The 25943-nt window shown below is 66.9% G+C and carries 24 protein-coding genes; 9 read left to right on the top strand and 15 right to left on the bottom strand.

What is annotated here, in order from left to right:
• Positions 1–25 precede the first annotated feature (25 nt).
• From rodA to KDW55_RS08610, 5 genes are all read right to left on the bottom strand, one after another.
• Entirely contained in the window at positions 26–1174 is a 1149-nt protein-coding gene (gene rodA, locus KDW55_RS08630) for a rod shape-determining protein RodA (RefSeq protein ID WP_212161796.1), read from the bottom strand.
• An 11-nt stretch (positions 1175–1185) separates the two neighbouring features.
• Positions 1186–3483 (bottom strand): penicillin-binding protein 2, encoded by a 2298-nt coding sequence (mrdA, locus tag KDW55_RS08625; RefSeq protein ID WP_212197916.1) that lies wholly within the window; start codon positions 3481–3483, stop codon positions 1186–1188.
• Between the two features lie 112 nt (positions 3484–3595).
• On the bottom strand, positions 3596–4108 hold the full coding sequence (gene mreD / locus KDW55_RS08620; protein WP_011886346.1) for a rod shape-determining protein MreD: 513 nt from the start codon (positions 4106–4108) through the stop codon (positions 3596–3598).
• Positions 4108–5199, bottom strand: a complete 1092-nt coding sequence (mreC, locus tag KDW55_RS08615; RefSeq protein ID WP_040142523.1) for a rod shape-determining protein MreC — start codon at positions 5197–5199, stop codon at positions 4108–4110. Before mreC ends, mreD begins: the two co-directional genes overlap by 1 nt.
• Positions 5200–5327: 128 nt before the next feature.
• On the bottom strand, positions 5328–6371 hold the full coding sequence (locus KDW55_RS08610; RefSeq protein ID WP_004189550.1) for a rod shape-determining protein: 1044 nt from the start codon (positions 6369–6371) through the stop codon (positions 5328–5330).
• A gap of 367 nt (positions 6372–6738) precedes the next feature.
• Here KDW55_RS08610 and gatC point away from each other — a divergent pair, with 367 nt between their 5' ends.
• The 5 genes from gatC to KDW55_RS08585 all read left to right on the top strand — a co-directional run bounded on the left by gatC (position 6739) and on the right by KDW55_RS08585 (position 11894).
• A complete protein-coding gene (gatC, locus tag KDW55_RS08605; RefSeq protein WP_212161855.1) occupies positions 6739–7038 on the top strand; it encodes an Asp-tRNA(Asn)/Glu-tRNA(Gln) amidotransferase subunit GatC in 300 nt (99 codons plus the stop codon).
• A gap of 66 nt (positions 7039–7104) precedes the next feature.
• Positions 7105–8595, top strand: coding sequence for an Asp-tRNA(Asn)/Glu-tRNA(Gln) amidotransferase subunit GatA (gatA, locus tag KDW55_RS08600; RefSeq protein WP_212161854.1), 1491 nt, complete (start codon positions 7105–7107; stop codon positions 8593–8595).
• A gap of 4 nt (positions 8596–8599) precedes the next feature.
• On the top strand, positions 8600–10075 hold the full coding sequence (gene gatB / locus KDW55_RS08595; protein ID WP_069241868.1) for an Asp-tRNA(Asn)/Glu-tRNA(Gln) amidotransferase subunit GatB: 1476 nt from the start codon (positions 8600–8602) through the stop codon (positions 10073–10075).
• A gap of 125 nt (positions 10076–10200) precedes the next feature.
• The gene (locus KDW55_RS08590; RefSeq protein ID WP_040142515.1) at positions 10201–11040 is read left to right on the top strand and encodes a polyphosphate kinase 2 family protein; all 840 of its coding nucleotides are present in this window, start codon (positions 10201–10203) and stop codon (positions 11038–11040) included.
• A gap of 80 nt (positions 11041–11120) precedes the next feature.
• Positions 11121–11894: an exodeoxyribonuclease III gene (locus KDW55_RS08585; protein WP_040142514.1), complete on the top strand. Its 774-nt coding sequence runs from the start codon at positions 11121–11123 to the stop codon at positions 11892–11894.
• 103 nt (positions 11895–11997) lie between these two features.
• Here KDW55_RS08585 and KDW55_RS08580 read toward each other — a convergent pair whose 3' ends face one another.
• Positions 11998–13050 (bottom strand): NAD(P)-dependent alcohol dehydrogenase, encoded by a 1053-nt coding sequence (locus KDW55_RS08580; RefSeq protein ID WP_069241867.1) that lies wholly within the window; start codon positions 13048–13050, stop codon positions 11998–12000.
• Between the two features lie 228 nt (positions 13051–13278).
• On the opposite strand from KDW55_RS08580, the gene KDW55_RS08575 reads away from it, so the two are divergent.
• On the top strand, positions 13279–14223 hold the full coding sequence (locus tag KDW55_RS08575; protein WP_040142509.1) for an AraC family transcriptional regulator: 945 nt from the start codon (positions 13279–13281) through the stop codon (positions 14221–14223).
• A gap of 21 nt (positions 14224–14244) precedes the next feature.
• Here the strand turns inward: KDW55_RS08575 and KDW55_RS08570 are convergent, their stop codons facing one another.
• From KDW55_RS08570 to argB, 7 genes are all read right to left on the bottom strand, one after another.
• Entirely contained in the window at positions 14245–15282 is a 1038-nt protein-coding gene (locus KDW55_RS08570; RefSeq protein WP_209821211.1) for a M48 family metallopeptidase, read from the bottom strand.
• The gene (locus tag KDW55_RS08565) at positions 15272–16693 is read right to left on the bottom strand and encodes an AmpG family muropeptide MFS transporter (RefSeq protein ID WP_040142507.1); all 1422 of its coding nucleotides are present in this window, start codon (positions 16691–16693) and stop codon (positions 15272–15274) included. Before KDW55_RS08565 ends, KDW55_RS08570 begins: the two co-directional genes overlap by 11 nt.
• Before the next feature lie 116 nt (positions 16694–16809).
• The gene (metW, locus tag KDW55_RS08560) at positions 16810–17418 is read right to left on the bottom strand and encodes a methionine biosynthesis protein MetW (RefSeq protein ID WP_040142505.1); all 609 of its coding nucleotides are present in this window, start codon (positions 17416–17418) and stop codon (positions 16810–16812) included.
• On the bottom strand, positions 17415–18560 hold the full coding sequence (locus tag KDW55_RS08555; protein WP_040142503.1) for a homoserine O-acetyltransferase: 1146 nt from the start codon (positions 18558–18560) through the stop codon (positions 17415–17417). Before KDW55_RS08555 ends, metW begins: the two co-directional genes overlap by 4 nt.
• A 337-nt stretch (positions 18561–18897) precedes the next feature.
• Entirely contained in the window at positions 18898–19569 is a 672-nt protein-coding gene (gene slmA, locus KDW55_RS08550; protein WP_040142501.1) for a nucleoid occlusion factor SlmA, read from the bottom strand.
• Complete coding sequence (locus KDW55_RS08545) at positions 19536–20327, bottom strand: pyrimidine 5'-nucleotidase (protein WP_212161853.1); 792 nt, start codon at positions 20325–20327, stop codon at positions 19536–19538. Before KDW55_RS08545 ends, slmA begins: the two co-directional genes overlap by 34 nt.
• Positions 20324–21223, bottom strand: coding sequence for an acetylglutamate kinase (gene argB / locus KDW55_RS08540; RefSeq protein WP_006490510.1), 900 nt, complete (start codon positions 21221–21223; stop codon positions 20324–20326). Before argB ends, KDW55_RS08545 begins: the two co-directional genes overlap by 4 nt.
• Before the next feature lie 293 nt (positions 21224–21516).
• Here argB and KDW55_RS08535 point away from each other — a divergent pair, with 293 nt between their 5' ends.
• The 3 genes from KDW55_RS08535 (at position 21517) to KDW55_RS08525 (ending at position 23819) form a co-directional block, all read left to right on the top strand.
• Positions 21517–21741: a cysteine-rich CWC family protein gene (locus tag KDW55_RS08535; protein WP_040142499.1), complete on the top strand. Its 225-nt coding sequence runs from the start codon at positions 21517–21519 to the stop codon at positions 21739–21741.
• A 112-nt stretch (positions 21742–21853) separates the two neighbouring features.
• Complete coding sequence (locus KDW55_RS08530; RefSeq protein WP_040142498.1) at positions 21854–23263, top strand: ATP-binding protein; 1410 nt, start codon at positions 21854–21856, stop codon at positions 23261–23263.
• Between the two features lie 13 nt (positions 23264–23276).
• On the top strand, positions 23277–23819 hold the full coding sequence (locus KDW55_RS08525; RefSeq protein ID WP_006755258.1) for a response regulator transcription factor: 543 nt from the start codon (positions 23277–23279) through the stop codon (positions 23817–23819).
• Positions 23820–23905: 86 nt separating this feature from the next.
• Here the strand turns inward: KDW55_RS08525 and hslU are convergent, their stop codons facing one another.
• Entirely contained in the window at positions 23906–25249 is a 1344-nt protein-coding gene (gene hslU / locus KDW55_RS08520; protein WP_040142497.1) for an ATP-dependent protease ATPase subunit HslU, read from the bottom strand.
• 10 nt (positions 25250–25259) lie between these two features.
• Positions 25260–25796 carry an ATP-dependent protease subunit HslV gene (gene hslV, locus KDW55_RS08515; RefSeq protein ID WP_006760749.1) on the bottom strand — a complete coding sequence of 179 codons (537 nt, stop codon included), beginning with the start codon at positions 25794–25796 and terminating at the stop codon, positions 25260–25262.
• Between the last annotated feature and the right edge of the window lie 147 nt (positions 25797–25943).

The raw sequence follows: 25943 nt of genomic DNA, 5'->3' as shown, positions 1-25943 counted from the left end.
TGCGACCGCGCGCTGTGGGGCGCCGTCAGCTCTTCATCAGCCGCCGCTGTCGCCCGACGCTCATGATCATCCCGATCGCGACGCCGAGCGTCGCGAGCGCGGTGCCGCCGTAGCTCATGAACGGGAGCGGCACGCCGACCACCGGCAAAACGCCGCTCACCATCCCGATGTTCACGAACGCGTAGACGAAGAACGCCAGCGTGAGCGAACCGGCTAGCAGCCGGCCGAACAGCGTCGCGCCCTGTGCGGCGATGTAGAGCCCGCGCGCGATCAGCGCCATGTACAGCGTCAGCAGTACGAGGCCGCCGGCGAGCCCCCATTCCTCCGAGAACACCGCGAAGATGAAGTCGGTATGCTTCTCCGGAATGAATTCGAGGTGGGCTTGCGTGCCTTTCAGGTAGCCCTTGCCGAGCGCGCCGCCCGAGCCGATCGCGATCACGGCCTGGATCGTGTGGAAGCCCTTGCCGAGCGGGTCGGACGTCGGATCGAGCAGCGTGCACACGCGGTGCTTCTGATAGTCGTGCATCAGCGGCCATTGCACTTCGGGCTGGCAAATGCGTTCCTCGAACACGGCGATCGAGCCGATCGCGATCACGCCGGCGACGAGCACCGGCACGATGAGCTTGAACGACAGGCCGGCGAGGTAGATCACGAAGAAGCCGGCCGCGAACACGAGCAGGCCGGTGCCGAGGTCGGGCTGCTTCGCGATCAGGCCGACCGGCACCAGCAGGATCCCGAATGCGGCGACGAAGTCGTACCAGCGCAGTCCGCCTTCGCGGCGTTGGTAGTACCACGCGAGCATCAGCGGCGTCGCGATCTTGAGGATTTCCGACGGCTGGATCACGACGCCGACGTTCAGCCAGCGCTTCGCGCCCTTCTTGGTCATCCCGAACAGCGCGACCGCGACCAGCAACGCAACCCCGAACGTATAGAGCGGGACCGCGAAGCGCATCAGCGTCGTCGGCGGAATGTTGGCGATCACCCACATCAGCACGAACGTCAGCAGGATGTTGCGCAACTGGTCCTCGACACGGCCGGGCATGTCGATGCTCGCGCTGTACAGCGTGACGATGCCGACGCACAGCAGCAGGAACACGATGAGGGCGAGCGGGCGGTCGAAGCCCGCAAACATCTGCTTGATCTTGTCGAGCCAGGCGCGCTTGTCGAATTGCATGCCTTTCTCCGTTAATGAGCGGTGCCGGCGTTCGCCGCTTTCGCGGCGGCGTTGGCACGGGAGTTGTCGTCGCGCGGTGCGGCGGCGAGCGGCTGCGCGTCACTCGCGGGCCGGCGCGGCCGGTGCGGGCGCCGGATCGGCGGCAGGCTCGCGGCGCGCGGCGTCGCGGCGCCCGCTTCGGCGGGCTGCGCCGCGCTTGATGCTTCGGCTGCCGAAGCGGCCGAAGCGGCCGAAGCGGCGGCAGCAACCGAAGCGGCGTCCGCCGCGCTCGCGGCGGTCGGTACGACCGGCTGCGGCAGCGCGGTGAAGCCGGCCGCGACGACGGCGGGTTTCACCGCATCGCCGATCACCGGTGCGCTAACAGGTTCGGTTGCGGACGCGGCGGCGGCCACCGCCGCGGCCTCGTTCTTGGGGTTCTGGCGCTCGACGAGGTAGTAGTCGAGCACGCGCCGTGCGATCGGGCCCGCGGCCTGCGCGCCCCAGCCGCCGTTCTCGACGACCAGCGCGAGCGCAATCTGCGGATGGTCGACCGGCGCGTATGCGATGAACAGCGCGTGGTCGCGCAGGTGTTCGGCGAGCAGGTGGCCCTTGTAGTTCGAGCCCTGCAGCGAGAAAACCTGTGCGGTACCGGTCTTGCCGGCCGCGAGATACGGCGTGCCGCGGAACACCTTGTACGCGGTGCCGGACGGGTTTTCGATCACGTTTTCCATCCCGCGCTTCACGACGTCGATGTCGGCCTGCTTCAGCGGGATCACATCGCTTTCCTTCGGCACCGTCAAATGGCGCGCGCGCGTGATCGGATCCTCGACTTCCTTCACGAGGTGGGGTTTCATCACGACGCCGTTGTTCGCGAGCGTCGCGGTGGCGTGCGCGAGCTGCAGGATCGTGAACGAGTTGTAGCCCTGGCCGATCCCGAGGCTGATCGTCTCGCCGTCGAACCACTTCTGCTGCGCGGCCTTCTTGAAGGCCTTCTTCTTCCAGTCGGTCGACGGCAGGATCCCGCGCGCCTCGCCCTGGATGTCGATGCCCGTGATCTGGCCGAACCCGAACGGCTTCATGAAGTTCGCGATCGCGTTCACGCCGAGGTCGCGTGCGAGCATGTAGAAATAGGTGTCGTTCGACACCATGATCGCCTTGTTCATGTCGACCCAGCCCTGGCCGGAGCGCACGTCGTTACGGAACGTATGGCCGCCGAACGTGAAATAGCCGGGGTCCTGGAAGCCCCAGCCGGGCGAGCGCTTGCCGAGCGTCAGGCCGGCCAGCGCCATGAACGGCTTGTACGTCGAGCCGGGCGGGTAGGTGCCGTGCAGCGGGCGGTTCAGGAGCGGCTTGTCGGGCGAGTTGTTCAGTTCGTCCCAGGTCTGCTGGTCGATGCCGTCGACGAACGAGTTCGGGTCGAAGCTCGGCGACGACACGAACGCGAGCACGTCGCCCGTCTTCGGCTCGATGGCGACCAGCGCGCCGCGCTTGCCGGCGAATGCCTGCTCGGCGACTTGTTGCAGCCCGATGTCGAGCGACAGCACGAGGTTGTTGCCGGGTGTCGCCTGCGTGCGCGACAGCGTGCGCACCGGCCGGCCGCCGGCCGTCACCTCGACTTCCTCGAAGCCCGTGAGGCCGTGCAGCTCGGTTTCGTAGCTCTGTTCGACGCCGATCTTGCCGATGTAGTCGGTGCCCTTGTAGTTGTTCGCGTCGCGGCGCGGATCGTAATGTTCCTGATCGCTGTCGTTGTCGTCGCTCATTGCGTCGATGCGATCCTGATCGCGCTTCGAGATCCGGCCGATGTAGCCGATCACGTGCGCGGCCGTCATGCCGAGCGGGTACTGGCGGAAAAGCCGCGCGCGCACGTCGACGCCGGGGAAGCGGAAGCGCTGCGCGGTGAAGCGCGCGACCTCCGCATCGGTGAGGCGCGTGCGGATCGGCAGGCTCTCGAAGTTCTTCGAGTCTTCCTGCAGCTTCTTGAAGCGGCGGCGGTCGCGTGCGTCGATCGGGATGATCTCGGCCAGCTTGTCGATCGTGTTGTCGAGCGTGTCGTTGAGCTTCGACGGCGTGATCTCGAGCGTGTACGCCGAGTAGTTCTTCGCGAGCACCACGCCGTTGCGGTCGGTGATGATCCCGCGGTTCGGCACGATCGGCGCGACCGAGATGCGGTTTTCCTCAGCCTGCAGCGCGTACTTGCCGTGCTGCATCAGCTGCAGGTAGAAGAAGCGGCTTGCGAGCAGCCCGAAGCACACGAACACGAACACGCCCGCCGCCGCGACGCGCAGGCGGAACTTCGAGAGCTGCTGTTGGGTGTCGTTGAATTCGGTCATGCGGTTACAGTCGATCCGGCCCATGCATGCGTGCGACGCACGCGCGGGCGAGGGGCCGCCGGAAGCGCGGCGCGCAGCGGGCGTGAGGGCGGCGGGTGTTCAAGGTCGGTGCTCAGATGGGGCGCGTATCGTCCGGGTCGACCGGGCGGCGTTGCGGCATCAGCAGCAGGTGGCTCGCGATCGGCCACAGCGCGGCCTCGACGAAGCCGTCCACCAGATAGCGCCAACCGGGAAACGCGGCGCCCATCATGAGGCGGATCACGAACGGCACCAGCTGCGCGCCGACGAGCAGCGGCGTCACGTACAGCACCTGCACGCCGATCGGCATCCACAGCACGCGGCGATGGATCGTGATCGCGCCGTACGACAGCAGCGTATAGGCGAGCGCATGCTCGCCGAGCAGCCCCGCGTCATGCACGTCCATCAGGATGCCGAGCGCAAACGCGACGCCCATGCCGACCTTGCGCGGCTGGTGAATGTTCCAGAACAGCAGCACGAGCGCGACGAAGTCGGGCACGCCGGGCAGGCGGCCCCACGGCATCAGGTTCAGCAGGAACGCGGCGGCGAGACTGAAGACGATGAAGTACGGATTGACCGGCTGCAGGATGTATTGCGGGCGGTTCATCACTGGGCTCCTGATTGCCCGGCCGCGGGCTTCGCGGTCGCGGCAGCGGGCTTGGCGGGCGCGACAGGCACTGCCGGCGCGGGTTTCGCACCCGGCGTGGCCGCGGCGGCAGGCTTCACGTTCGCGCCGGCATCGTCGCCCTTGTCGGCCTTTTCGCTCTTTTCGCCTTTGTCACCTTTAGCAGCGGCCTTGGCGCCCTTCTTGCCCTTCGCGTTCTTGTCGGCGGCCGGATCGGGCTCGGCCGGGCGCGGCGGGACGTCGTTCTGGTAATGCAGCACGAGCATCTCGCGCGCGCCGCGCACGGCGGCGACCGGCGCGCACGTGACGCGTGCGAATGCGGTATCGGCGAGCTTGTCGACGCGCACGACTTTCGCGACCGGCAACCCGGGCGGATACACGCCGTCGAGGCCGCTCGTGACGAGCTCGTCGCCCGCGACGAGGTCCGAACTCGTCGGCACGAACCGCAGATCGAGCGAATCGCCCTTCGGCGTGCCGTAGATCACGCTGCGCAGCCCGGTGCGCAGCACCTGCACGGGAATCGCGAGATCGCGGTCGGTGATCAGCGTGACCTCCGCCTGCAGCGGGAACACGCGCGTGACCTGGCCGACCACGCCGTCCTCGCTGACGACCGGTGCGCCGTTCTGGATGCCTTGCTGCGAACCTTGCCCGATCACGATCTTCTGCGTGAACGGATCGCTCGTGTCGTACTGGATCTCGACCGGCGTCGATTGTGTCGCGATGTGCTGGCGCAGCTCCAGCACCGCGCGCAGATGCGTGTTCTCTTGCGCGAGCACCGCGGCCTGGTTGGCCTGTGTGGACAGCTGCAGGTTGCGCTTGCGCAGCGCGTCGTTCTCATGGCGCAGCGACGCGCCGGTAACCGCGATGTCGGCCGCACCCATGAACAGGTCGCGCGGCACGAGGGCCGCGCGTTGCAGCGGATACAGCACGGTGCCGAGCACGCCGCGGACGATTTCGAGCGTGCTGAAGCGCGCGTCCGATACGAGAAGCGCGATGGCGAGGGCGACGAAGAAGATGAGCCGCGCGAGCGCGGGCGGACCTTGCTTGAAGAGGGGCGGCGGACTGTATTCCATGGTCGGCGCCGGGCGCGTGGTGATCGGTTAAATGATGCTCAGACGCGCAAACGGCGTGGCGGTTCGTTCTGAACGAGCGATCCGGCCACGCCGCGGGTGCGCCATATCAAACTGGACTGCTTAGGCGATCACTCGTACGAGAAGATGCTGCCCAGCTTGTCCATGCGCTCGAGCGCCATCCCCGAACCGCGTACGACGCAGGTGAGCGGGTCTTCGGCGACGAGCACCGGCAGGCCGGTTTCTTCCGCGAGCAGGCGGTCGAGGTCGCGCAGCAGCGCGCCGCCGCCCGTCAGCATCATCCCGCGCTCGGCGATGTCCGCGCCGAGTTCCGGGGGCGTCTGCTCGAGCGCGATCTTCACCGACGACACGATCTGGTTCAGCGGATCGGTCAGCGCTTCGAGGATTTCGTTGCTGGAGATCGTGAAGCTGCGCGGAATGCCTTCCGACAGGTTGCGGCCCTTCACTTCCATTTCCTTGACTTCGGAGCCCGGGAACGCGGAGCCGATTTCCTTCTTGATCGCCTCGGCGGTTTGCTCGCCGATCAGCATCCCGTAGTTGCGGCGGATGTAGTTGACGATCGCTTCGTCGAACTTGTCGCCGCCGACGCGCACCGAGCCTTTATAGACGATGCCGCCGAGCGAGATCACGCCGACTTCGGTCGTGCCGCCGCCGATGTCGACGACCATCGAGCCGGTGGCTTCCGACACCGGCAGGCCCGCGCCGATCGCGGCCGCCATCGGCTCCTCGATCAGGTAGACCTGCGATGCGCCCGCGCCGTGCGCGGCTTCCTTGATCGCGCGGCGCTCGACCTGCGTCGAGCCGCACGGCACGCAGATGATGATGCGCGGCGACGGCGAGAACATCCGCGACTCGTGCGCCGTCTTGATGAACTGCTTGATCATCTGCTCGGTGACGGTGAAGTCGGCGATCACGCCGTCCTTCATCGGGCGGATCGCCTCGATGTTGCCCGGCACCTTGCCGAGCATCTGCTTGGCTTCCTTGCCGACCGCCTGGATCGTCTTCTTGCCGTTGGGGCCGCCTTCCTGGCGAATCGACACGACGGACGGCTCATCCAGCACGATGCCTTTGCCGCGCATGTAGATCAGGGTGTTTGCGGTGCCGAGGTCGATCGCGAGATCGTTGGAGAAGTAGCTGCGCAAAAAACCGAACATTCAGAATCCTGTTTCGCTCTGGGCCGGCCCTGCATAGCGAGCGCTGAGGGCGGCAGCGGAAAAAATAACAGCCTCGGGAAACGTGGCGGAAGCGGCCGCCGCGGCGCACGAAGCTGCGAGTGATGTCTACCGGGGATCGCACGAAGCACGCACGGCTTTGCCGGAACAGGGCGAAACGGTGCGGGAAAAGGCTGCCGGGTTTGGGTCGAACGCGTAATGATACCTTATAATTTCTCGGTATTTGAATCGAAACGGGCGGTATTTTTGCCGCTTCGGCCCCGATTTTTGAGGGTGGGATCGCACCCTTCAACCCCCGCCGCAGCGCAGTTTTCGATGCGCTGCGCAGTCTTGTTTTTCCGGTGATCGCATGGCCCTGACCTTGACCGATGTGAAACGCATCGCGCACCTGGCGCGACTCGAAATGGCCGACGCCGACGCCGAGCATACGCTCGGCCAGCTCAATGAATTCTTCGGCCTCGTCGAGCAGATGCAGGCGGTCGACACCGCCGGCATCGCGCCGCTCGCCCACCCGATCGAACAGATCCAGGAAGTCGCGCAACGCATGCGCGACGACGCCGTGACCGAAGTCGTCAATCGCGACGACAACCAGCGTCCGGCGCCGGCCGTCCAGGACGGCCTCTATCTCGTGCCGAAGGTGATCGAGTAAGCATTCGATGACAAGCGCGCCGGCGCCGCGCCGCGCGCCACCCAGAATTCCCAGGAAAACCACTCAATGCACGCAAAAAGCCTGACCGAACTGCGCGCCGCGCTTGCCGCCAAGGAATGCTCGGCCGTCGAGCTCGCGCAGCTCTACCTGAAACGGATCGACGCGGCCCGCGACCTGAACGCGTTCGTCCACGTCGACGCGGACCTCACCCTTGCGCAGGCGAAGGCCGCCGACGCCGAACTCGCGCGCGGCGCGGGCGGCCCGCTGACCGGCCTGCCGATCGCGCACAAGGACGTGTTCGTCACGCGCGGCTGGCGTTCGACCGCCGGCTCGAAGATGCTCGCGAACTACGAGAGCCCGTTCGACGCGACCGTCGTCGCCCGGCTGCAGGCAGCCGGCATGGTCACGCTCGGCAAGACCAACATGGACGAGTTCGCGATGGGCTCGTCGAACGAGAATTCCGCGTTCGGCGCGGTGAAGAACCCGTGGGACACGAACGCGGTGCCGGGCGGCAGCTCGGGCGGCAGCTCGGCGGCCGTCGCCGCGCGCCTCGCGCCGGCCGCGACCGGCACCGACACCGGCGGCTCGATCCGCCAGCCCGCGTCGTTCGCGGGCGTGACGGGCATCAAGCCGACCTACGGCCGCGTGTCGCGCTACGGGATGATCGCGTTCGCGTCGTCGCTCGACCAGGGCGGCCCGATGGCGCAGAGCGCGTCCGACTGCGCGCTGTTGCTGAACGCGATGGCGGGCTTCGACGAGCGCGACTCGACGAGCCTCGAGCGCGACGATGAAGACTTCACGCGCCATCTCGGCCAGCCGTGGGCTGCCGGCAACGACGCGGGCAAGCCGCTCGCGGGGCTGCGCATCGGCTTGCCGAACGAGTATTTCGGCGACGGTCTTGCCGACGACGTGCGCGCGACGATCGACGCGGCGCTGAAGCAATACGAAGCGCTCGGTGCAACGCTCGTGCCGGTGTCGCTGCCGAAGACTCAGCTGTCGATTCCGGTGTACTACGTGATCGCGCCGGCCGAGGCGTCGTCGAACCTGTCGCGTTTCGACGGCGTGCGTTTCGGCCACCGCGCAGCGCAGTACGGCGACCTGCTCGACATGTACAAGAAGTCGCGCGCCGAAGGCTTCGGGCCCGAAGTGAAGCGCCGGATCCTGGTCGGCACGTACGTGCTGTCGCACGGCTATTACGACGCGTACTACCTGCAGGCGCAGAAGATCCGCCGCATCATCGCGAACGATTTCCAGGAAGCGTTCAAGTCCTGCGACGTGATCATGGGCCCGGCGTCGCCGACGGTCGCATGGGATCTCGGCGCGAAGGGCGACGATCCGGTGCAGATGTATCTCGCGGATATCTACACGCTGTCGGTGAGCCTCGCCGGCCTGCCCGGCATGAGCGTGCCGTGCGGCTTCGGCGCCGGCGCAAACGCGAAGCGCCCGGTCGGTCTGCAGATCATCGGCAACTATTTCAACGAAGCCCGGATGCTGCAGGTCGCCGACGCGTTCCAGCGCGCGACCGACTGGCACAAGCAAGTACCGGCAGGGGTGTAAGCATATGGCTACTCAGTGGGAAGTCGTTATCGGCCTCGAGACGCACGCGCAACTGTCGACCGTCTCGAAGATTTTCTCCGGCGCGTCGACGCAGTTCGGCGCCGAGCCGAACACGCAGGCGTGCCCGGTCGACCTGGCGCTGCCGGGCGTGCTGCCGGTGCTGAACCGCGGCGCGGTCGAGCGGGCGATCCGCTTCGGTCTCGCGATCGGCTCGACCATCGCGCCGCGCAGCATCTTCGCGCGCAAGAATTATTTCTACCCCGATCTGCCGAAGGGTTATCAGATCAGCCAGTACGAGATCCCGGTCGTGCAGGGCGGCCGGATCACGATCCAGGTGCCCGCCAACGAAAAGGCCGGCAAGGCCGCATACGAGAAGACCGTCAACCTGACGCGTGCGCACCTCGAGGAAGACGCGGGCAAGTCGCTGCATGAAGACTTCGCCGGGATGACCGGGATCGACCTGAACCGCGCAGGCACGCCGCTGCTCGAGATCGTCACCGAGCCGGAAATGCGCAGCGCGGCCGAGGCCGTTGCGTACGCGAAGGCGCTGCATGCGCTCGTCGTGTGGCTCGGCATCTGCGACGGCAACATGCAGGAAGGCTCGTTCCGCTGCGACGCGAACGTGTCGGTGCGGCCGCTCGGCCAGGAGAAGTTCGGCACGCGCGCCGAGATCAAGAACCTGAACTCGTTCCGCTTCCTCGAGGAAGCGATCAACTACGAAGTGCGTCGCCAGATCGAACTGATCGAGGACGGCGGCGAAGTCGTGCAGGAAACGCGCCTGTACGATCCGGACAAGCGCGAGACGCGGTCGATGCGCAGCAAGGAAGACGCGCACGATTACCGCTACTTCCCCGATCCCGACCTGATGCCGCTCGTGATCGGCCAGGACTGGATCGAGCGCGTGCAGGCCGGGATGCCCGAACTGCCGGCCGCGATGCAGCAGCGCTTCGCCGAGCAGTACGGCGTGTCCGCGTACGACGCCGGCGTGCTCACGTCGAGCAAGGCGATGGCCGCGTACTTCGAGGCGGTCGTCGCAAAGGCCGGCGCCGCGAATGCGAAGATCGCCGCGAACTGGCTGATGGGCGACGTATCGTCGCAGCTGAACCGCGACGGCATCGAGATCGACGCGATCCCGGTATCGGCCGCGCAGCTCGCGCTGGTGCTGCAGCGCATCGCCGACGGCACGATCTCGAACAAGATCGCGAAGGAAATCTTCGCGACGATCTGGGACGAGAAGGCGGCCGACGAAGGCGCGGCCGACCGCATCATCGACGCGAAGGGGCTGAAGCAGATCTCCGACACCGGCGCGCTGGAAGCGATCATCGACGAGGTGCTCGCGGCGAACGCGAAGTCGGTCGAGGAATTCCGCGCCGGCAAGGAAAAAGCGTTCAACGCGCTGATCGGCCAGGCGATGAAGGCCACCAAGGGCAAGGCGAACCCGCAGCAGGTCAACGAGCTGCTGAAGAAGAAGCTCGGCTGACCATGGCGGCGCGCCTGAGCCGCGCCTGAGCACGGGCCGCCGCCGACGCTGTTCGGGGCGGCCCGTCGCTTTGGTGCATGCGGTATCGTGTGACGTGTGCATCGCACCGTCCAACGGAGGAACGAATGGCGAAACAACCGTCGCTCGACGATTTCCGCGTGCCGTACAGCACGCGCGAGAAGGAAGCTGCCGCATTCACGCTCGATGCGTTCGACCCGGGCGCGAAGCCGTTCTCGTCGGGCTCGAAGGAGGCCGACCGCGAGCGGCTCACCGCCGTGTCGACGGAGCTCGACGTGCAGCAGGAGCGTCTGCATACGCAGCAGAAGAAACGCATGCTGCTCGTGCTGCAGGGGATGGACACGAGCGGCAAGGACGGCACCGTGCGTGCGGTGTTCCGCGACGTCGATCCGCTCGGCCTGCGTATCGTGCCGTTCAAGGCGCCGACGCCGATCGAGGCCGCGCACGATTTCCTGTGGCGGGTGCACGCGCAGGTGCCGGCCGCGGGCGAGCTCGCGATCTTCAACCGCAGTCACTATGAAGACGTGCTGGTGCCGCGCGTGCTCGGCCTGATCAACGACAAGGAATGCGAGCGCCGCTACCGGCAGATCCGCGATTTCGAGACGATGCTCGCGGAGAACGGCACGACGATCGTCAAGTGCTTCCTGCATATCTCGAAGGACGAGCAGCGCGAGCGGCTGCAGGCGCGCATCGACGATCCGACCAAGCACTGGAAATTCGACATCGCCGATCTCGACGCGCGCAAGCACTGGGACGCATATCAATCGGCGTATCGCGATGCGCTTGCCGCGACGTCGGCCGAGCATGCGCCGTGGTACGTGATCCCGGCGAATTCGAAAACCCACCGCAACGTGATGATTGCCGAGCTGCTGCTGCGCGCGATGTCCGACATGAAGCTCGAATTCCCGCCGCCGAAGCCGGAACTCGAAGGCGTGAAGATCGGCTAGGCCGCGATGCCGCGACACGCATCGAACAAAGCTGCATTCAATTGAACTGAACCGAACTGGACTGAACAACGGAACCCGACATGATGCGAGTGATTACCGCCAACCTGAACGGCATCCGCTCGGCCGCGAAGAAAGGCTTCTTCGAATGGCTCGGCGAACAGAACGCCGATTGCGTGTGCGTGCAGGAAATCAAGGTGTCGGCCGACGACTTGCCGGCCGAATTCGTCGAGCCGCACGGCTTCAAGAGCTATTTCCATCACGCCGAGAAGAAGGGTTACAGCGGCGCCGGCCTGTACAGCCGCCACGAGCCCGATGACGTGATCATCGGTTTCGGCAGCAGCGAATTCGACGCCGAGGGGCGCTACGTCGAGGCGCGCTACGGCAAGCTGTCGGTCGTGTCGGTGTACGTGCCGTCCGGCTCGAGCGGCGAAGAGCGCCAGCAGGCGAAGTACCGCTTCATGGACGAGTTCATGCCGCACCTCGCCGAACTGAAGAAAAAGCGCGAGGTGATCCTGTGCGGCGACGTGAACATCGTCCACAAGGAAATCGACATCAAGAACTGGAAGAGCAACCAGAAGAACTCGGGCTGCCTGCCGGAAGAGCGCGCGTGGCTCACGCAGCTGTTCGACGAGGTTGGCTATGTCGACGTGTTCCGCACGCTCGACCCGCGCCCCGAGCAGTACACGTGGTGGAGCAACCGCGGTCAGGCTTACGCGAAGAACGTCGGGTGGCGGATCGATTACCAGATCGCGACGCCGGGCGTTGCCGGCACCGCGAAAAGCACGTCGATCTTCAAGGACATCAAGTTCAGCGATCACGCGCCGCTGACGGTCGATTACGACTACAAGAAGTAACCGCCGCTATCGCCGCAATCCAGCCGCCGGATGCAAAAAAAGCGGGCCGCATGTCGAACATGCGGCCCGTTTCGTCTGCTCCGTCGCGTGCTGCGTTACCGCGTTACTGCTTGAGCGACGCCATGTCGATCACGAACCGGTACTTCACGTCGCTCTTCAGCATCCGTTCGTAAGCGGCATTGATCTGCTGCATCGGGATCATCTCGATATCGGACGTAATGCCGTGCTCCGCGCAGAAATCCAGCATTTCCTGCGTTTCCGCGATCCCGCCGATCAGCGAGCCCGCCAGGCGGCGGCGCTTGAAGATCAGGTTGAACACCTGCGGCGACGGATGATCGTGCTCCGGTGCGCCGACGAGCGTCATCGTGCCGTCGCGCTTCAACAGGTGCAGGAACGGATTCAGGTCGTGCTGCGCGGCGACCGTATTCAGAATGAAGTCGAAGCTGTTCAGGTGCGCGTTCATCTGCGCTTCGTCCTTCGAGATCACCACTTCATGCGCGCCGAGCCGCTTTCCGTCTTCGATCTTCGACGGCGACGTGGTGAACAGCACCACGTGCGCGCCCATCGCGCGCGCCAGCTTCACACCCATGTGGCCAAGGCCGCCGAGGCCGACGATCCCGACCTTCTTGCCCGGCCCGGCGTTCCACTGGCGCAGCGGCGAATAGGTCGTGATCCCCGCGCACAGCAGCGGCGCGGCGCCAGCCGGGTCGAGCGTGTCGGGCACGCGCAGCACGAACGCCTCGTCGACGACGAGCTGCGTCGAATAGCCGCCGTAAGTGACGTCGCCGGTCACGCGATCCTGGCCGTTGTAGGTGCCGACGAAGCCGTTCTCGCAATACTGTTCGAGACCTTCCGCGCAGCTCGCGCAGGTCCGGCACGAATCGACGAGACAGCCGACGCCGACCAACTCGCCGACCTTGAAGCGCGACACTTGCGGGCCGGTCGCGGTCACGCGGCCGACGATTTCATGGCCCGGCACGACCGGATAGATCGTGTTGCGCCATTCGTTGCGGGCCTGATGCAGGTCGGAGTGACACACGCCGCAGTACAGCACGTCGATCTGGACGTCGAGGTCGCGCAGCGCGCGGCGCTGGAATTCGAACGGGGCGAGCGGCGAGCGTGCGTCGGTCGCCGCGTAAGCGTAGGTTGTGCTCATGCAGGGGGCTCCTTGTCCGGGAAAACATCCGGCGAAACAGACTGCCGCCGCATCTTGTGGCGATGCGGCGAGACAGGTGCTCATCGTAAGGAGCGAGCCGCCGCAGCGAAATACACGAACATCTCGAAGATTTGCCTATTCCTCTCGAATTGCGCGCGAACGCCCGTCAAAACGCTTTCAAGGTGCTACATTGCGAGCCTGATTCTCTTGCAGGATAGGACGACGCCGATGAGCTTCCAGCCCCTTTTCGACGACTCGGGCGACCGTGTGCGGCGGCGCATGATCGAGCTGCATTCGCGTCTCGCGCCGAACGACGGCGATACGCTGGCGGCGCTCGACGGGGTGCGCTTCATTCGCGTGAGCCGTCCGGTGCCGCGCATGCCGGTGCTGTACGAGCCGAGCATCATCGTCGTTTGTCAGGGCCGCAAGCTCGGCTATCTCGGCGATCGCTCGTTCGTCTACGATGCGCAGCAGTATCTGGTGCTGTCGGTGCCGCTGCCGTTCGAGTGCGAAACCTTCGCGACCACGGAGGAGCCGTTTCTCGCGATCTCGATCCGCGTCGATCTCGCGGTGATCGCGGAGCTTGCGATCCTGCTCGACGAGACGCTCGGCGCCGCGGTCAGCGAACCGCACGGCGTCTATTCGACGCCGCTCGACGCACCGCTCGCCGATGCGGTGGTGCGCCTGCTCGAAGCGCTCGCGTCGCCGCACGACACGCGCGTGCTCGGCCCCGCGATCATGCGCGAGATCGCGTACCGCGTGCTGACCGGCGCGCAGGGCGACGCGATTCGTGCGGCGCTCGTCCAGCAACATCATTTCGGGCGCGTCGCGAAGGCGCTGCGGCGCATCCATGCGGACTTGAAGGCCGACCTGGACGTCGAGACGCTCGCGCGCGAGGCCGGGATGAGCGTCGCGGTGTTCCATGCGCAGTTCAAGCATGTGACGGCGACGTCGCCGATGCAGTACGTAAAGGCCGCGCGCCTGCACCAGGCGCGGCTGATGATGGTGCAGGACGGTGTCGGCGCGGGCGCGGCGGCCGCGCGGGTCGGGTATGCGAGCGCGTCGCAATTCAGCCGCGAATTCAAGCGGCTGTTCGGCCGCAGCCCCGGCGATGAAGTGCGCGCGATGCGCGAAAGCGGCGTGCGACCGGCCGATTCGGCGGTCGGCGCGTAGCGCGGTGTCGGGCGCCGACGCTCAGCGCCGCGCGACCTTGCGCCGCTGCGCGCTGATGCCGGCGTAGTCGGCCAGCGTATCGACCCGTTTGCCGATCGCCTTCGCGTAGAGCGGCATCAGGTCCGGCAGGCGGTTCAGCAGATCCTGTCGCCGCGTCGCGCTGTACGGGTGCGTGTAGATGAAGCCCGACGTCTTGTTCGCGCGCGTGGCCGCCGCGAGTTTGTCCCACAGCGTGATCGCCGCACGCGGATCGAAGCCGGCGCGCGCGGCGATGTCGCCGCCGATCACGTCGGCTTCGGTTTCGTCGGTCGGGTCGTAACGCAAGGTCTGCAGGCGGGCGCCGAGGTTCAGCGCCTGCGGCAGCGGATCGCCGACGCCGAACAGCGGCGGCAGCGTGGCCGCGCGCAGCGACGTTTGCGACGCCGCGCTCAGATTGCTGCGTGCATGCTCGCGCAGCGCGTGCGCGATGCCGTGCGCGAGCAGCACGCCGAGCTCGTCGTCGTTCAGGCGAATGCGGTCGAGCAGCCCGCCGTACACGAGCACCTTGCCGCCCGGCAGGCAGGTGACGCGGATGTCGCGCGAGCGGATCGCGTTCACGTCCCACGCCCAGCTCTTCACGCGATCGTTCCACTTCACCGAATACGGGGCGAGCTTCATCACGATCGTTCGCAGCCGCTTCACGCGCGGCTGATTCGCGGGCAGCAGGCGATCGCCGTCGGCGGCGGTCTGCACGATCTGCGCGTATTCGCTCGCGGTCAGCTGTTCGAGCAGCGGCGAAGGGATCAGCGTGCGGAACGCGATCGCATTGCCGTAGCGCACCTGCTGCGACGCAGGCGCATACGCTTTGGCGGACACGGCCCCGCCCGTCGGCTGCGCGGCTTCGGCCGCGGACGGCACGGCGGCAGGCGATGTGGGCGGCGGCGCGGTGGCCGGCGCGGAGCCAGCGGCTGTTCCGCCCGGATCGGACGCATGTGCGCTCGCCGCGATGCCGAGCGATGCGATGCCGACGCCGAGCGCGACGGCCACCCGTGTCAGCCGCAGCAGCCGATCACTGCGCACGGCTGGCCTCGCCATTGCGCGCGACGCCATTCCACGGTGCGATCTTGAACAGCAGCAGCATCCCGGGAATCGCGAGCGCGGTGCATGCGATGAAGTAGTCGAACCAGCCGATCTTCGCGACGATGAAGCCGCTTGCGGCGGATGCGAGCGTGCGCGGCACCGACGCGAGGCTCGTGAACAGCGCGAATTGCGTGGCCGTGTAGCGCGGGTCGGTCGTACTCGCGATATATGCGACGAACGCGGCCATCGTCAGCCCTGTCGTGAACGTTTCGAAGCCGTAGACGATCGCGAGCGCGACCGTCATTGGACTGAATTGCGGCGTGACCGCAATGCCGAACACCGACAGCGCCGCCGCGATCGCGTGGCTCGTCGACACCGTGAAGTCGTACAGCAACGCGAGCACCGGCGAGCCCGGACCGAGCTGGGCGAGCCATGCGAAGCCCAGCGTCGACACCATCTGCAGCGCGCCGAAAATCCACAGCCCGCGCCCGATCCCGATCTTCACGAGCCACACGCCGCCGATGATGCCCCCGGCGACGCTCGCGACGAGCGCGGTGGTTTTCGCGACGATGCCGATCTCGGTGCGGCTGAAGCCGATGTCGAGGAAGAACGACGTGGACAAAGTGGTCGCCATCGTGTCGCCGATCTTGAACAGGAAGATGAATGCGATGACGAGGAGCGCGCCGGCCCAGCCGTCGCGCTGGATGAATTCGCGGAACGGCAGCACGATGGCGTCGCGCAGGTTGCGCGGCGGCGCGCCGACCACTTCCGGCTCGCGCACGACGAGCGTCATCAGAATGCCCGGCAGCATGAATGCGCCGGTGATCGCGAACACGGCGTCCCACGGCATGTGGTCGGACAGGATCAGCGCCAGCGAGCCGGGGATCAGCGCGGCGAGCTTGTACGCGTTCACGTGCACCGCGTTGCCGAGGCCTTGCTCGGTGTCGCGCAGGAGTTCACGACGATACGCGTCGATCACGATGTCGGCGCTCGCGCCGAAGAACGCGACGAGCGTCGTGAGCGCGGCGACGGTCCAGATCGAATCGCGCGGCGACACGAAGCCGAGCGCGGCGATCGCACCGGCGACCAGCACCTGCGTGAGCAGCAGCCAGCCGCGCCGGCGACCCGGCCGCCAGCCGGGCAGGCGCGGGATGTAGCGGTCCATCAGCGGCGCCCACAGGAACTTCCACGTATACGGGAACTGGATCAGCGCAAACAGGCCGATTTCCTTCAGGTTCACGCCCTCGGAGCGCAGCCATGCCTGCACGAGATAGACGAGCGTGAACAGCGGCAGCCCGGACGTGAAGCCCAGGAACACGCAGATCAGCATGTGCGTGTTCAGATAGGCGCGCCAGCCGGGGTGATCCTCGTGAGCGGTGAGTGCGGGCGCCTCGTGTGGCGTTTTCGACATGGACAGGAACTGGGTAGCGTTGACTGATTGCGGCGGCAGCGCAGGCGTGGCGGACGGCGCAGGCGGGGCGTCCGCACGCGCGTGCGGACCGGATCATCCGTCAACGGCCCCCCGGCTCAGCTGCGCTTGACGCGGTAGACAGCAAGACTACCACGCCAGTTCGCTCCCCATCGAATCGGCTGCCCCTCGTGCAGCACGATGCGGTCGAGAATCGTCACGCCGACCTCCGGCGCGAGCGCCTCGAAATCCTTGATCGTCAGCACGCGGACGTTCGGCGTGTTGTGCCACTGGTAAGGCAGCGACTTCGACACCGGCATCCGGCCGCGCAGCACCGACAGCCGGTGCGCCCAGTAGCCGAAGTTCGGGAACGACACGATGCACTCGCGCCCGACGCGCGCGGTTTCGCGCAGGATCGCGGCCGTCTGGTGGATCGTCTGCAGCGTTTGCGACAGGATCGCGAAGTCGAAGCTGTGATCCTCGAACAGCCGCAGGCCGTCCTCGAGGTTCTGCTGGATCACGTTGATGCCGTTCTTCGCGCTCGCGAGCACGCCGGCGTCGTTCAGTTCGATTCCGTAGCCGGTCACGTCCAGTTCTTCCATCAGCAGCGACAGCAGCGAGCCGTCGCCGCAGCCGAGGTCGAGCACGGTCGCGCGTGGTTCGACCCAGCGGGCAATGGCACGGAAGTCCGCGCGTGCGGACAGGGAATTCAGCGCTTGCTGGTTCATGCGCCCACCTCGCTGGCGATACGTTCGTAATAGGCGCGGATCAGGTTGTGATAGCGCGCGTCGTCGAGCAGGAATGCGTCGTGGCCGTGCGGTGCGTCGATTTCCGCGTAGCTGACCGTGCGCTTGTTGTCGAGCAGCGCCTTCACGATCTCGCGGGAGCGCGCCGGCGCGAAGCGCCAGTCGGTCGAGAAACTCGCGATCAGGTATTTCGCCTGCGTGTGCGCGAGCGCGGCCGTCAGGTTGCCGTCGAACGCCTTCGCCGGGTCGAAATAGTCGAGCGCGCGGGTGATCAGCAGATAGGTGTTCGCGTCGAAGTAGTCGGCGAACTTGTCGCCCTGGTAGCGCAGGTACGATTCGACCTCGAACTCGACGTCGAAGCTGAAGTTGTACGCATCGAGCGCGCCGTCCGCGCGGCGCAGCGCGCGGCCGAATTTCTCGGCCATGTCGTCGTCGGACAGATACGTGATGTGGCCGATCATCCGCGCGACGCGCAAGCCGCGCTTCGGCTTCACGCCGTGCGCGTAGTAATCGCCGCCATGAAAGTCGGGATCGGACAGGATCGCCGAGCGTGCGACCTCGTTGAACGCGATGTTCTGCGCGGACAGCTTCGGCGTCGATGCGATGTCGATGCAGTGCGCGACACGCTCCGGATACATCAGGCTCCACGCGAGCGCCTGCATCCCGCCGAGGCTGCCGCCCATCACGGCGGCGAAGCGCTCGATGCCGAACGCGTCGGCGACGCGCGCCTGCGCATGCACCCAGTCCTCGACGGTAACCACAGGGAACTTCGCGCCGTACGGCTTGCCGGTCGACGGATCGATGCTCATCGGGCCGGTCGAGCCGAAGCACGAGCCGAGGTTGTTCACGCCGATCACGAAAAAGCGGTTCGTGTCGAGCGGCTTGCCGGGGCCGACCATGTTGTCCCACCAGCCGGTGCTGCGCGGATCGTCTGCGTAGACGCCGGCGACGTGGTGCGACGCGTTCAGCGCGTGGCAGACGAGCACCGCGTTCGAGCGCGCGGCGTTGAGCTCGCCATACGTCTCGACGACGAGCTGATAGTTGCCGATCACGCTGCCGCTTTGCAAGCGCAGCGGTTCGGCGAAGTGCATGGTCTGTGGAGCGACGATGCCGATCGATTCCATTCGTTCCGCCTTATGACTGGGCGGCTAAATGGTGTCGGCGATGCGCGGAGGCGAAGGTGCGCGGCTGACGACCTCTTTAGCCGCATTTATAGTGAACCGCCGGGGAACGACGCACGACGCATCAAGGCCCCGGCCGGTTCGCGCGCCCGCAATCGAGTCAGCAAATCGGCGCGCTTCCGACCTGCCGCCAACCGGGCGGCAAGTCGGCAGAGTATAGCGGAAATTGACGAACGCGCGGATCCGGCCGATGCGAAGCCGGATGGCGCTTGGTCGGCGGAGGAGCGCGCCCGCCGGCGGCGCACCGTGCGGAGAGGTGCTCGGCGATCGCGCGCGCTGCCTACTGCAGGATCAGGCGAAGTTGCGCATCCGCATGTTCGGTCGGCGGTTTTGTGAAGCCGCTCTTCGCGTAGCGGTGCCAGCGACCGAGCACGTAGCTGACCACGAGGCTTGCGCGCACCGCCGGGTCGTAATCGGCGGGCAGCGCCGCCGGCGCGGTCGCAGCCGGTGCGTCCCGCTCGCCGGCCTCGAGCCGCGCGAACCGCAGCGATTGCCTGAGCGACGCCTCGATCCGCTCGAGCATCTGCTCGACGCGCTCGGCCAGCCGCTCGTCCTCGCCGACCAGCGCCTCGCCGGTCAGCACGCGCGTCATCCCGGGATTCTTTGCGGCGAAATTGAGCATCGTCAGCGCGATCGTGCGCGCCTGCAGCACGCCGTTCGGCTCCTTTGCGACGATCTGGTTTACGAGCCCGAACAGCGCCTGCTCGATGAACTCGATCAGCCCTTCGTACATCTTCGCCTTGCTGGAGAAATGCCGGTACAACGCGGCTTCCGACACGTCGAGCCGTGCGGCGAGCGCGGCCGTCGTGATTTTCTCGGGCTTCGGCGCTTCGAGCATCGCCGCGAGCGTCTGCAGGATCATCACGCGCCGCTCGCCCGGCTTCGGGCGCGGGCGGGACGGCGTGGCCTGGTTTTCCGTTACGGCTTGGTCCTGCGGGTAAGTCGGCTGCATTTTTGTCGCCCCGATCGTGTGCCCAGTCGCAGCGATTTTAACGAACGAATGCGCTGGTCGACATAATGCGGCCGGCCGGTGTTCGGCAGATGGCCGGGCAGGTGGCCGGTGATCCATACGGTGCCGATGCCGAGGCGCTTGTAGCGCTTCAGGTGGCCGCGCGTATCCTCGACGAGGATCGCGTCGGCGAGCCGCGCGTGCGCGGCGCGCAGCGTCCGGCGCAGCATCGTGTGATCGGGCTTCGCGCGCCACGTGCGGCGGTCGCGCATGTGCTCGATCGCGATCACGCGTTCGAACAGCCGCTCGATGCGCAGCTCGCGCAGCACCGCGCGCGCATAGTTCTCCGGCGCATTGGTCAGCACGAACTTGCGGCCCGGCAGCGCCGCGACGATGCGTGCGAGGCCGCGCTCGGCGCGCAGCATCGCCGGCAAATCGGGAAACGTGTGGACGACCCGCAGGAAGTCGTGCGGATCGATCGGATGATGGCGCGTGAGGCCGAGGAGCGCGGCACCGTAGCGTTGCGTGTAGCCCGTGCGCAGGCGGTCGGCTTCGGCGCGTTCGATCTGCAGCGCGTCGATGATGTACTGCGTCATCGCACGGTTGATCTCCGGAAAGATCGCGTGCGATGCGTGGTGCAGCGTGTTGTCGAGATCGAACAGCCAGACGGGCGCGCCGGCACGCGGCCGGCTGCGGGAGATGCGCCGGCGTCGCAATGACGCCGACAGGCCGGTGCGCGAGGACGGGCGGCGCGCGCTCAATGCGAGCGGATCATCGTGCCGAACGGCTGCTCGGTCAGGATTTCGAGCAGCACCGAATGTTCGATGCGGCCGTCGACGATGTGCACCGACTTCACGCCGCTCTTTGCCGCGTCGAGCGCCGACGAGATCTTCGGCAGCATGCCGCCCGAGATCGTGCCGTCTTCGAACAGCGCGTCGATCTCGCGTGCGGACAGGTCGGTCAGCAGGTTGCCGTCCTTGTCCATCACGCCGGGGATGTTGGTCATCATCAGCAGCTTCTCGGCATTCAGCACCGTGGCGAGCTTGCCGGCGACGAGATCTGCGTTGATGTTGTACGACAGCCCATCTTCGCCGAAGCCGATCGGCGAGATCACCGGAATGAACGCATCGTCCTGCAGCGCCTTCACGACCGCCGGGTTGATCGCCTCGACTTCGCCGACCTGGCCGATGTCGATGTACTGGCCCGGATTGTCGCGGTCCGGCATCAGCAGCTTGCGGGCGTGAATCAGGCCGCCGTCCTTGCCCGTCAGGCCCACCGCGTGGCCGCCGAAATGGTTGATCAGCATCACGATGTCCTGCTGCACTTCGCCGCCCAGCACCCATTCGACGACTTCCATCGTCTCTTCGTCGGTCACGCGCATGCCCTGGATGAAGGTGCCGGCCTTGCCGATCTTCTTCAGTGCGTGATCGATTTGCGGACCGCCGCCGTGGACGATCACCGGATTGATGCCGACGAGTTTCAGCAGGATCACGTCGCGCGCGAAGCCCTGCTTGAGCCGCTCTTCCGTCATCGCATTGCCGCCGTATTTGATCACCACGGTCTTGCCGTGGTAGCGGCGGATGTACGGCAGCGCCTCGGCGAGGATTTCTGCTTTCAGCGTCGGGGCGATCTGCGAGAGGTCGATGGGCTCGGACATGGCGGCGGCTCTGGCTGGGAACGGTTGAAACAGGGCGAATTGTACAGGAGTGGCGCAGCGCAGCATCGGGTTTTTGGGCCGGCCGGAAGGCGGGTGCCGGCGGCCGTGGGCCTTGCGCGGCGGCCCGCCCGCGCGGGCGCCGCGCGTCGCTGCGACGGTGCGGGCGGAGCGCGCGCCGTGCGCAGGGGCACGTGTTCGCGGCAGCCATCGGCCGGACGGCCGGCGTGCAAAATCCGCGCGCCGCGCTATGCTAGTCGCGTAGGGCGATGTCCACGCCCGCTTCCGCCCGAGCCATGACCGATTCCGCCGCCGAAGCCCGTTCGACCCCGCACCGCGCGCGGTGCCCGCACTGCGGGCGCGGCTTCGACTGCGGCGCCGGCACGCAGCCGTTCGAGTGCTGGTGCGCGTCGATGCCGGCGCTGCCCGGCGAAGCGCCGCCGGCCGCCGGCGCGCGCTGCCGCTGCCCCGAATGCCTGGCCGACGAGCTCGCACGGCGCATGGCCGGCGCGGCCGGCTGACGGTGCAGATCCGTGCCGCCCGCCGCGGCGCAGCCTCACCCGGTTGCCGGTTCGTCCGGTGCGATCCGGCCCCCGGTGGAGTTGCCGGACGCTAAACGGGTAAACTGCTCGGATGCAACGAATCACCACCACCGGGCGCGTCAACCTCAGTCATCTGTTCTGGCTGCGCAATCTCGCGATCATCGGCCAGCTCGTGACGATCGGCGTCGTGCAGACCTATTTCGGCGTGCATCTGCCGTTGCCGGCGATGCTGATGGTCATCGCGCTCGAAATCGTCTTCAATGCACTGACTTGGGTGCGCGTGCTGCGCGCGCGCCCCGAGACCAATTTCGAGCTGCTCGGCCAGCTGTGGGTCGATCTCGGCGCGCTGTCGGCGCTGCTGTTCCTGTCGGGTGGCACGACCAATCCGTTCGTGTCGCTTTACCTGCCGTCGCTCGCGATCGCGGCGGCCGTGCTGCCGTGGCACCTGATGATCTGGCTCGCGGCGTTCGCGGTCGCGTGCTACGCGGCGCTCGGCTTCGATTCGGTGCCGCTCAACATGGACAACCCGGCAAACCTGTTCGACTACTACCGCACCGGGATGTGGGTGAACTTCATGGTCAGCGTCGGGCTGATCGCGTGGTTCGTCGCGCGCATGTCGAACGCGCTGCGCCAGCGCGATGCGGCGCTCGGCGAGGCGCAGGCGCATCTGCTGCGCGACGAGCGGGCGGTCGCGCTCGGCGTGCAGGCTGCGACGGTCGCACACGAGATGGGCACGCCGCTGTCGACGATCGCGATGCTCGCGGAAGAACTGCGCGACGCGGCCCGCGCCGATCCGGGCCTCGCGCGCTACGAGGCCGACCTGAAGGTGCTGGAAGAGCAGATGACGCTCTGCACGTCGGCGCTTGCGCGCCTGCGCAGCCGCGCGAGCGCGCCGGCCAGCCGCCAGCCGGTGGACGACTGGCTCGACACGTTCGTCGAGCACTGGCGGCTGCGGCATCCGCACGTGCAGTTCGATCTGCTCGGCGCGCGCCCGTCGGGCGTCGCGCTCGACGACACGGTCGCGGCGGGCCAGATCCTGACGATCCTGCTCGACAACGCCGCGCGTGCAAGCCCGCACCGCGTGACGCTGGCCGCGAAGCTCGCGCACAGCGAGCGCGCGAGCGGGGGCGACCAGATCGAATTCGAAGTATGCGACGACGGCCCCGGCATTCCGGCCGCGTTGCGCGAATCGCTCGGGGCGATGCCGGTCGACAGCACGCAGGGCGGCCACGGGGTCGGCCTGTACCTTGCATTCAGCGCGGCCGTGCGCTTGGGCGGCGAGATCGAACTGTCCGATGTCGCGCCGCGCTCGGCCGCCGGCAACGGACGCACCGGCGGCGGCGCACACGGTCACGCCGCTTCGGGAGCGGCGCAGCGCACGGCCGAGCGGGCGGCAGCGCCGGACACCCGCGTGGCGACCGCGCCCGGCCGCGGCACGCGCGCGGTCCTGCGCCTGCCGGTGGCGCGCATGACGGCGCCGGCCGCCTCAACCAACACGTAGACGGAGAAACCACATGAGCGAGAACAATTTCCTGGTGATCGACGACAACGAGGTGTTCGCGGGCACGCTCGCGCGCGGCCTCGAGCGCCGCGGCTACGCGGTCCAGCAGGCGCACGACAAGGAGGCGGCACTGCGGCTCGCGGCAGGCGGCAAGTTCCAGTTCATTACCGTCGACCTGCATCTCGGCGAGGATTCGGGACTGAGCCTGATCGCGCCGTTGTGCGACCTGCAACCCGATGCGCGGATTCTGGTGCTGACCGGCTACGCAAGCATCGCGACCGCCGTGCAGGCGGTGAAGGAGGGCGCGGACAACTATCTCGCGAAGCCCGCGAACGTCGAGTCGATCCTTGCCGCGCTGCAGACCAACGCGAGCGAAGTCCAGGCCGACGAGGCGCTCGAGAATCCGGTCGTGCTGTCGGTCGACCGGCTCGAATGGGAGCACATCCAGCGCGTGCTCGCGGAGAACAACAACAACATCTCGGCCACGGCGCGCGCCCTGAACATGCACCGCCGCACGCTGCAGCGCAAGCTCGCGAAGAAGCCGGTGCGCCAGTAAGCGGCGCGGCGCCTGCCGCGCCCGCCAACGAAAACGGGCGGCCCCCGACAAAGGGGCCGCCCGTCCATGATCCGGCGCCGCGCGCGTTACAGCACGTAGCGCGACAGGTCTTCGTCCTGCGACACTTCGCCGAGCGCCCGGTCGACGTATTGCGCGTCGATCGTCACGCGCTCGCCGGCGTGGTTGCCGGCCGAGAACGACACTTCCTCCAGCAGCTTTTCGATCACCGTGTACAGGCGGCGCGCGCCGATGTTCTCGGTCTTCTCGTTGACCGCATAGGCGATCTCGGCGAGGCGGCGGATGCCGTCTTCGGCGAACTCGAGCTCCACGTCTTCGGTGGCGAGCAGCGCCTGGTACTGCTTGACGAGGCTCGCATCGGTCGCGACGAGGATCGCTTCGAAGTCGTTGACCGACAGCGAGTCGAGCTCGACGCGAATCGGGAAGCGGCCCTGCAGTTCGGGAATCAGGTCGCTCGGCTTCGCGAGGTGGAACGCGCCGCTCGCGATGAACAGGATGTGATCAGTTTTCACCATCCCGTATTTCGTGTTGACGGTCGTACCCTCGACGAGCGGCAGCAAATCGCGCTGCACGCCCTGGCGCGACACTTCGCCGCCGCTGCCTTCGTTGTTGCGCGACGTGATCTTGTCGATCTCGTCGAGGAACACGATGCCGTTCTGCTCGACGTTCTGCACGGCCTTCGTCTTCACTTCCTCTTCGTTCAGCATCTTCGCCGCTTCCTCGTCGGTCAGCAGCTTCAGCGCTTCCTTGATCTTCACCTTGCGGCGCTGCTTCTTGCCGCTGCCGAGGTTCGAGAACATCGAGCGGATCTGCTCGGTCATCTCCTCCATTCCCGGCGGCGCCATGATGTCCATGCCGACCGACGGCTGCTCGAGGTCGAGCTCGACTTCCTTGTCGTCGAGCTGGCCTTCGCGCAGGCGCTTGCGGAACGTCTGGCGCGTCGCGTTGTTGTCGTCGTTCGCGTGCTCGGCGTTGCCGCCGAAGCCCACCGCGCGCGGTTGCGGCAGCAGGATGTCGAGGATGCGGTCTTCGGCCTGGTCGGTCGCCTTGCTGCGGACCTTGCGCATCTCCGATTCGCGCGTCTGCTTGACCGAGATCTCGATCAGGTCGCGCACGATGCTGTCGACGTCGCGGCCGACGTAGCCGACTTCGGTGAACTTGGTCGCTTCGATCTTGATGAACGGCGCATCGGCGAGCTTCGCGAGGCGGCGCGCGATTTCGGTCTTGCCGACGCCCGTCGGCCCGATCATCAGGATGTTCTTCGGCGTGATTTCCTGGCGCAGCGGGTCGGCGACCTGCTGGCGGCGCCAGCGGTTGCGCAGCGCGACCGCGACCGCCTTCTTCGCCTTGGCCTGGCCGATGATGTGCTTGTCGAGTTCCGAGACGATCTCGGCAGGGGTCATGGTGCTCATGGTGCGGTCCTTACTCGATCGTTTCGATGATGCGGTTGTGGTTCGTGTAGATGCACATGTCGCCGGCGATCTCGAGCGATTTCTCGACGATCTCGCGCGGGGACAGCTCGGTATTCTCCGCGAGCGCGCGGGCCGCGGCCTGCGCGTACGCGCCGCCCGAGCCGATTGCGCAGATGCCGCCTTCCGGATCGAGCACGTCGCCGTTGCCGGTGATCACGAGCGTGGTGGTGGCATCGGCCGTGATCAGCATCGCCTCGAGGCGGCGCAGCATCCGGTCGGTGCGCCAGTCCTTCGCGAGCTCGACGGCCGCGCGGGTCAGGTTGCCCTGGTGCTTCTCGAGCTTCGCCTCGAAGCGATCGAGCAGCGAGAACGCATCGGCGGTGCCGCCCGCGAATCCGACCAGTACCTGGTTGTTGTAGATCCGCCGCACTTTCCGCGCGCCACCCTTCATGACGATGTTGCCGAGGGTTACCTGGCCGTCGCCGCCGAGCGCGACCTTGTCGCCGCGCCGGACCGAAACGATGGTCGTGCCGTGAAATTGCTCCATCTGCGTTCCTTGAGAAAAACGGGGAAGAGTCGGGCGGCGCGACGCGCCGCCGCGTGAATCCGCAGTGCGCCGGGAAGCGGCCCGGCGCGCGTCCGTTTCATTTTAGGGCGGGCGCCGGGATATCAAGAGGAGGATGCAAATCGGCCG

Origin of the sequence: Burkholderia sp. AU19243 (assembly GCF_018148075.1) — a bacterium.
GTDB lineage: Bacteria > Pseudomonadota > Gammaproteobacteria > Burkholderiales > Burkholderiaceae > Burkholderia > Burkholderia latens_A.
This window is presented reverse-complemented; position numbering and strand designations above follow the sequence as displayed.

Coding starts and splice junctions, on each gene's coding strand:
- slmA (WP_040142501.1), bottom strand. CDS start 19,569: ATGCAGCCGACTTACCCGCAGGACCAAGCCGTAACGGAAAACCAGGCC.
- mreD (WP_011886346.1), bottom strand. CDS start 4,108: ATGAACCGCCCGCAATACATCCTGCAGCCGGTCAATCCGTACTTCATC.
- mreC (WP_040142523.1), bottom strand. CDS start 5,199: ATGGAATACAGTCCGCCGCCCCTCTTCAAGCAAGGTCCGCCCGCGCTC.
- KDW55_RS08530 (WP_040142498.1), top strand. CDS start 21,854: ATGCAACGAATCACCACCACCGGGCGCGTCAACCTCAGTCATCTGTTC.
- gatA (WP_212161854.1), top strand. CDS start 7,105: ATGCACGCAAAAAGCCTGACCGAACTGCGCGCCGCGCTTGCCGCCAAG.
- KDW55_RS08610 (WP_004189550.1), bottom strand. CDS start 6,371: ATGTTCGGTTTTTTGCGCAGCTACTTCTCCAACGATCTCGCGATCGAC.
- KDW55_RS08535 (WP_040142499.1), top strand. CDS start 21,517: ATGACCGATTCCGCCGCCGAAGCCCGTTCGACCCCGCACCGCGCGCGG.
- hslU (WP_040142497.1), bottom strand. CDS start 25,249: ATGAGCACCATGACCCCTGCCGAGATCGTCTCGGAACTCGACAAGCAC.
- rodA (WP_212161796.1), bottom strand. CDS start 1,174: ATGCAATTCGACAAGCGCGCCTGGCTCGACAAGATCAAGCAGATGTTT.
- KDW55_RS08590 (WP_040142515.1), top strand. CDS start 10,201: ATGGCGAAACAACCGTCGCTCGACGATTTCCGCGTGCCGTACAGCACG.
- KDW55_RS08525 (WP_006755258.1), top strand. CDS start 23,277: ATGAGCGAGAACAATTTCCTGGTGATCGACGACAACGAGGTGTTCGCG.
- metW (WP_040142505.1), bottom strand. CDS start 17,418: ATGAACCAGCAAGCGCTGAATTCCCTGTCCGCACGCGCGGACTTCCGT.
- KDW55_RS08555 (WP_040142503.1), bottom strand. CDS start 18,560: ATGGAATCGATCGGCATCGTCGCTCCACAGACCATGCACTTCGCCGAA.
- gatC (WP_212161855.1), top strand. CDS start 6,739: ATGGCCCTGACCTTGACCGATGTGAAACGCATCGCGCACCTGGCGCGA.
- argB (WP_006490510.1), bottom strand. CDS start 21,223: ATGTCCGAGCCCATCGACCTCTCGCAGATCGCCCCGACGCTGAAAGCA.
- KDW55_RS08585 (WP_040142514.1), top strand. CDS start 11,121: ATGATGCGAGTGATTACCGCCAACCTGAACGGCATCCGCTCGGCCGCG.
- KDW55_RS08575 (WP_040142509.1), top strand. CDS start 13,279: ATGAGCTTCCAGCCCCTTTTCGACGACTCGGGCGACCGTGTGCGGCGG.
- KDW55_RS08580 (WP_069241867.1), bottom strand. CDS start 13,050: ATGAGCACAACCTACGCTTACGCGGCGACCGACGCACGCTCGCCGCTC.
- mrdA (WP_212197916.1), bottom strand. CDS start 3,483: ATGACCGAATTCAACGACACCCAACAGCAGCTCTCGAAGTTCCGCCTG.
- hslV (WP_006760749.1), bottom strand. CDS start 25,796: ATGGAGCAATTTCACGGCACGACCATCGTTTCGGTCCGGCGCGGCGAC.
- KDW55_RS08565 (WP_040142507.1), bottom strand. CDS start 16,693: ATGTCGAAAACGCCACACGAGGCGCCCGCACTCACCGCTCACGAGGAT.
- gatB (WP_069241868.1), top strand. CDS start 8,600: ATGGCTACTCAGTGGGAAGTCGTTATCGGCCTCGAGACGCACGCGCAA.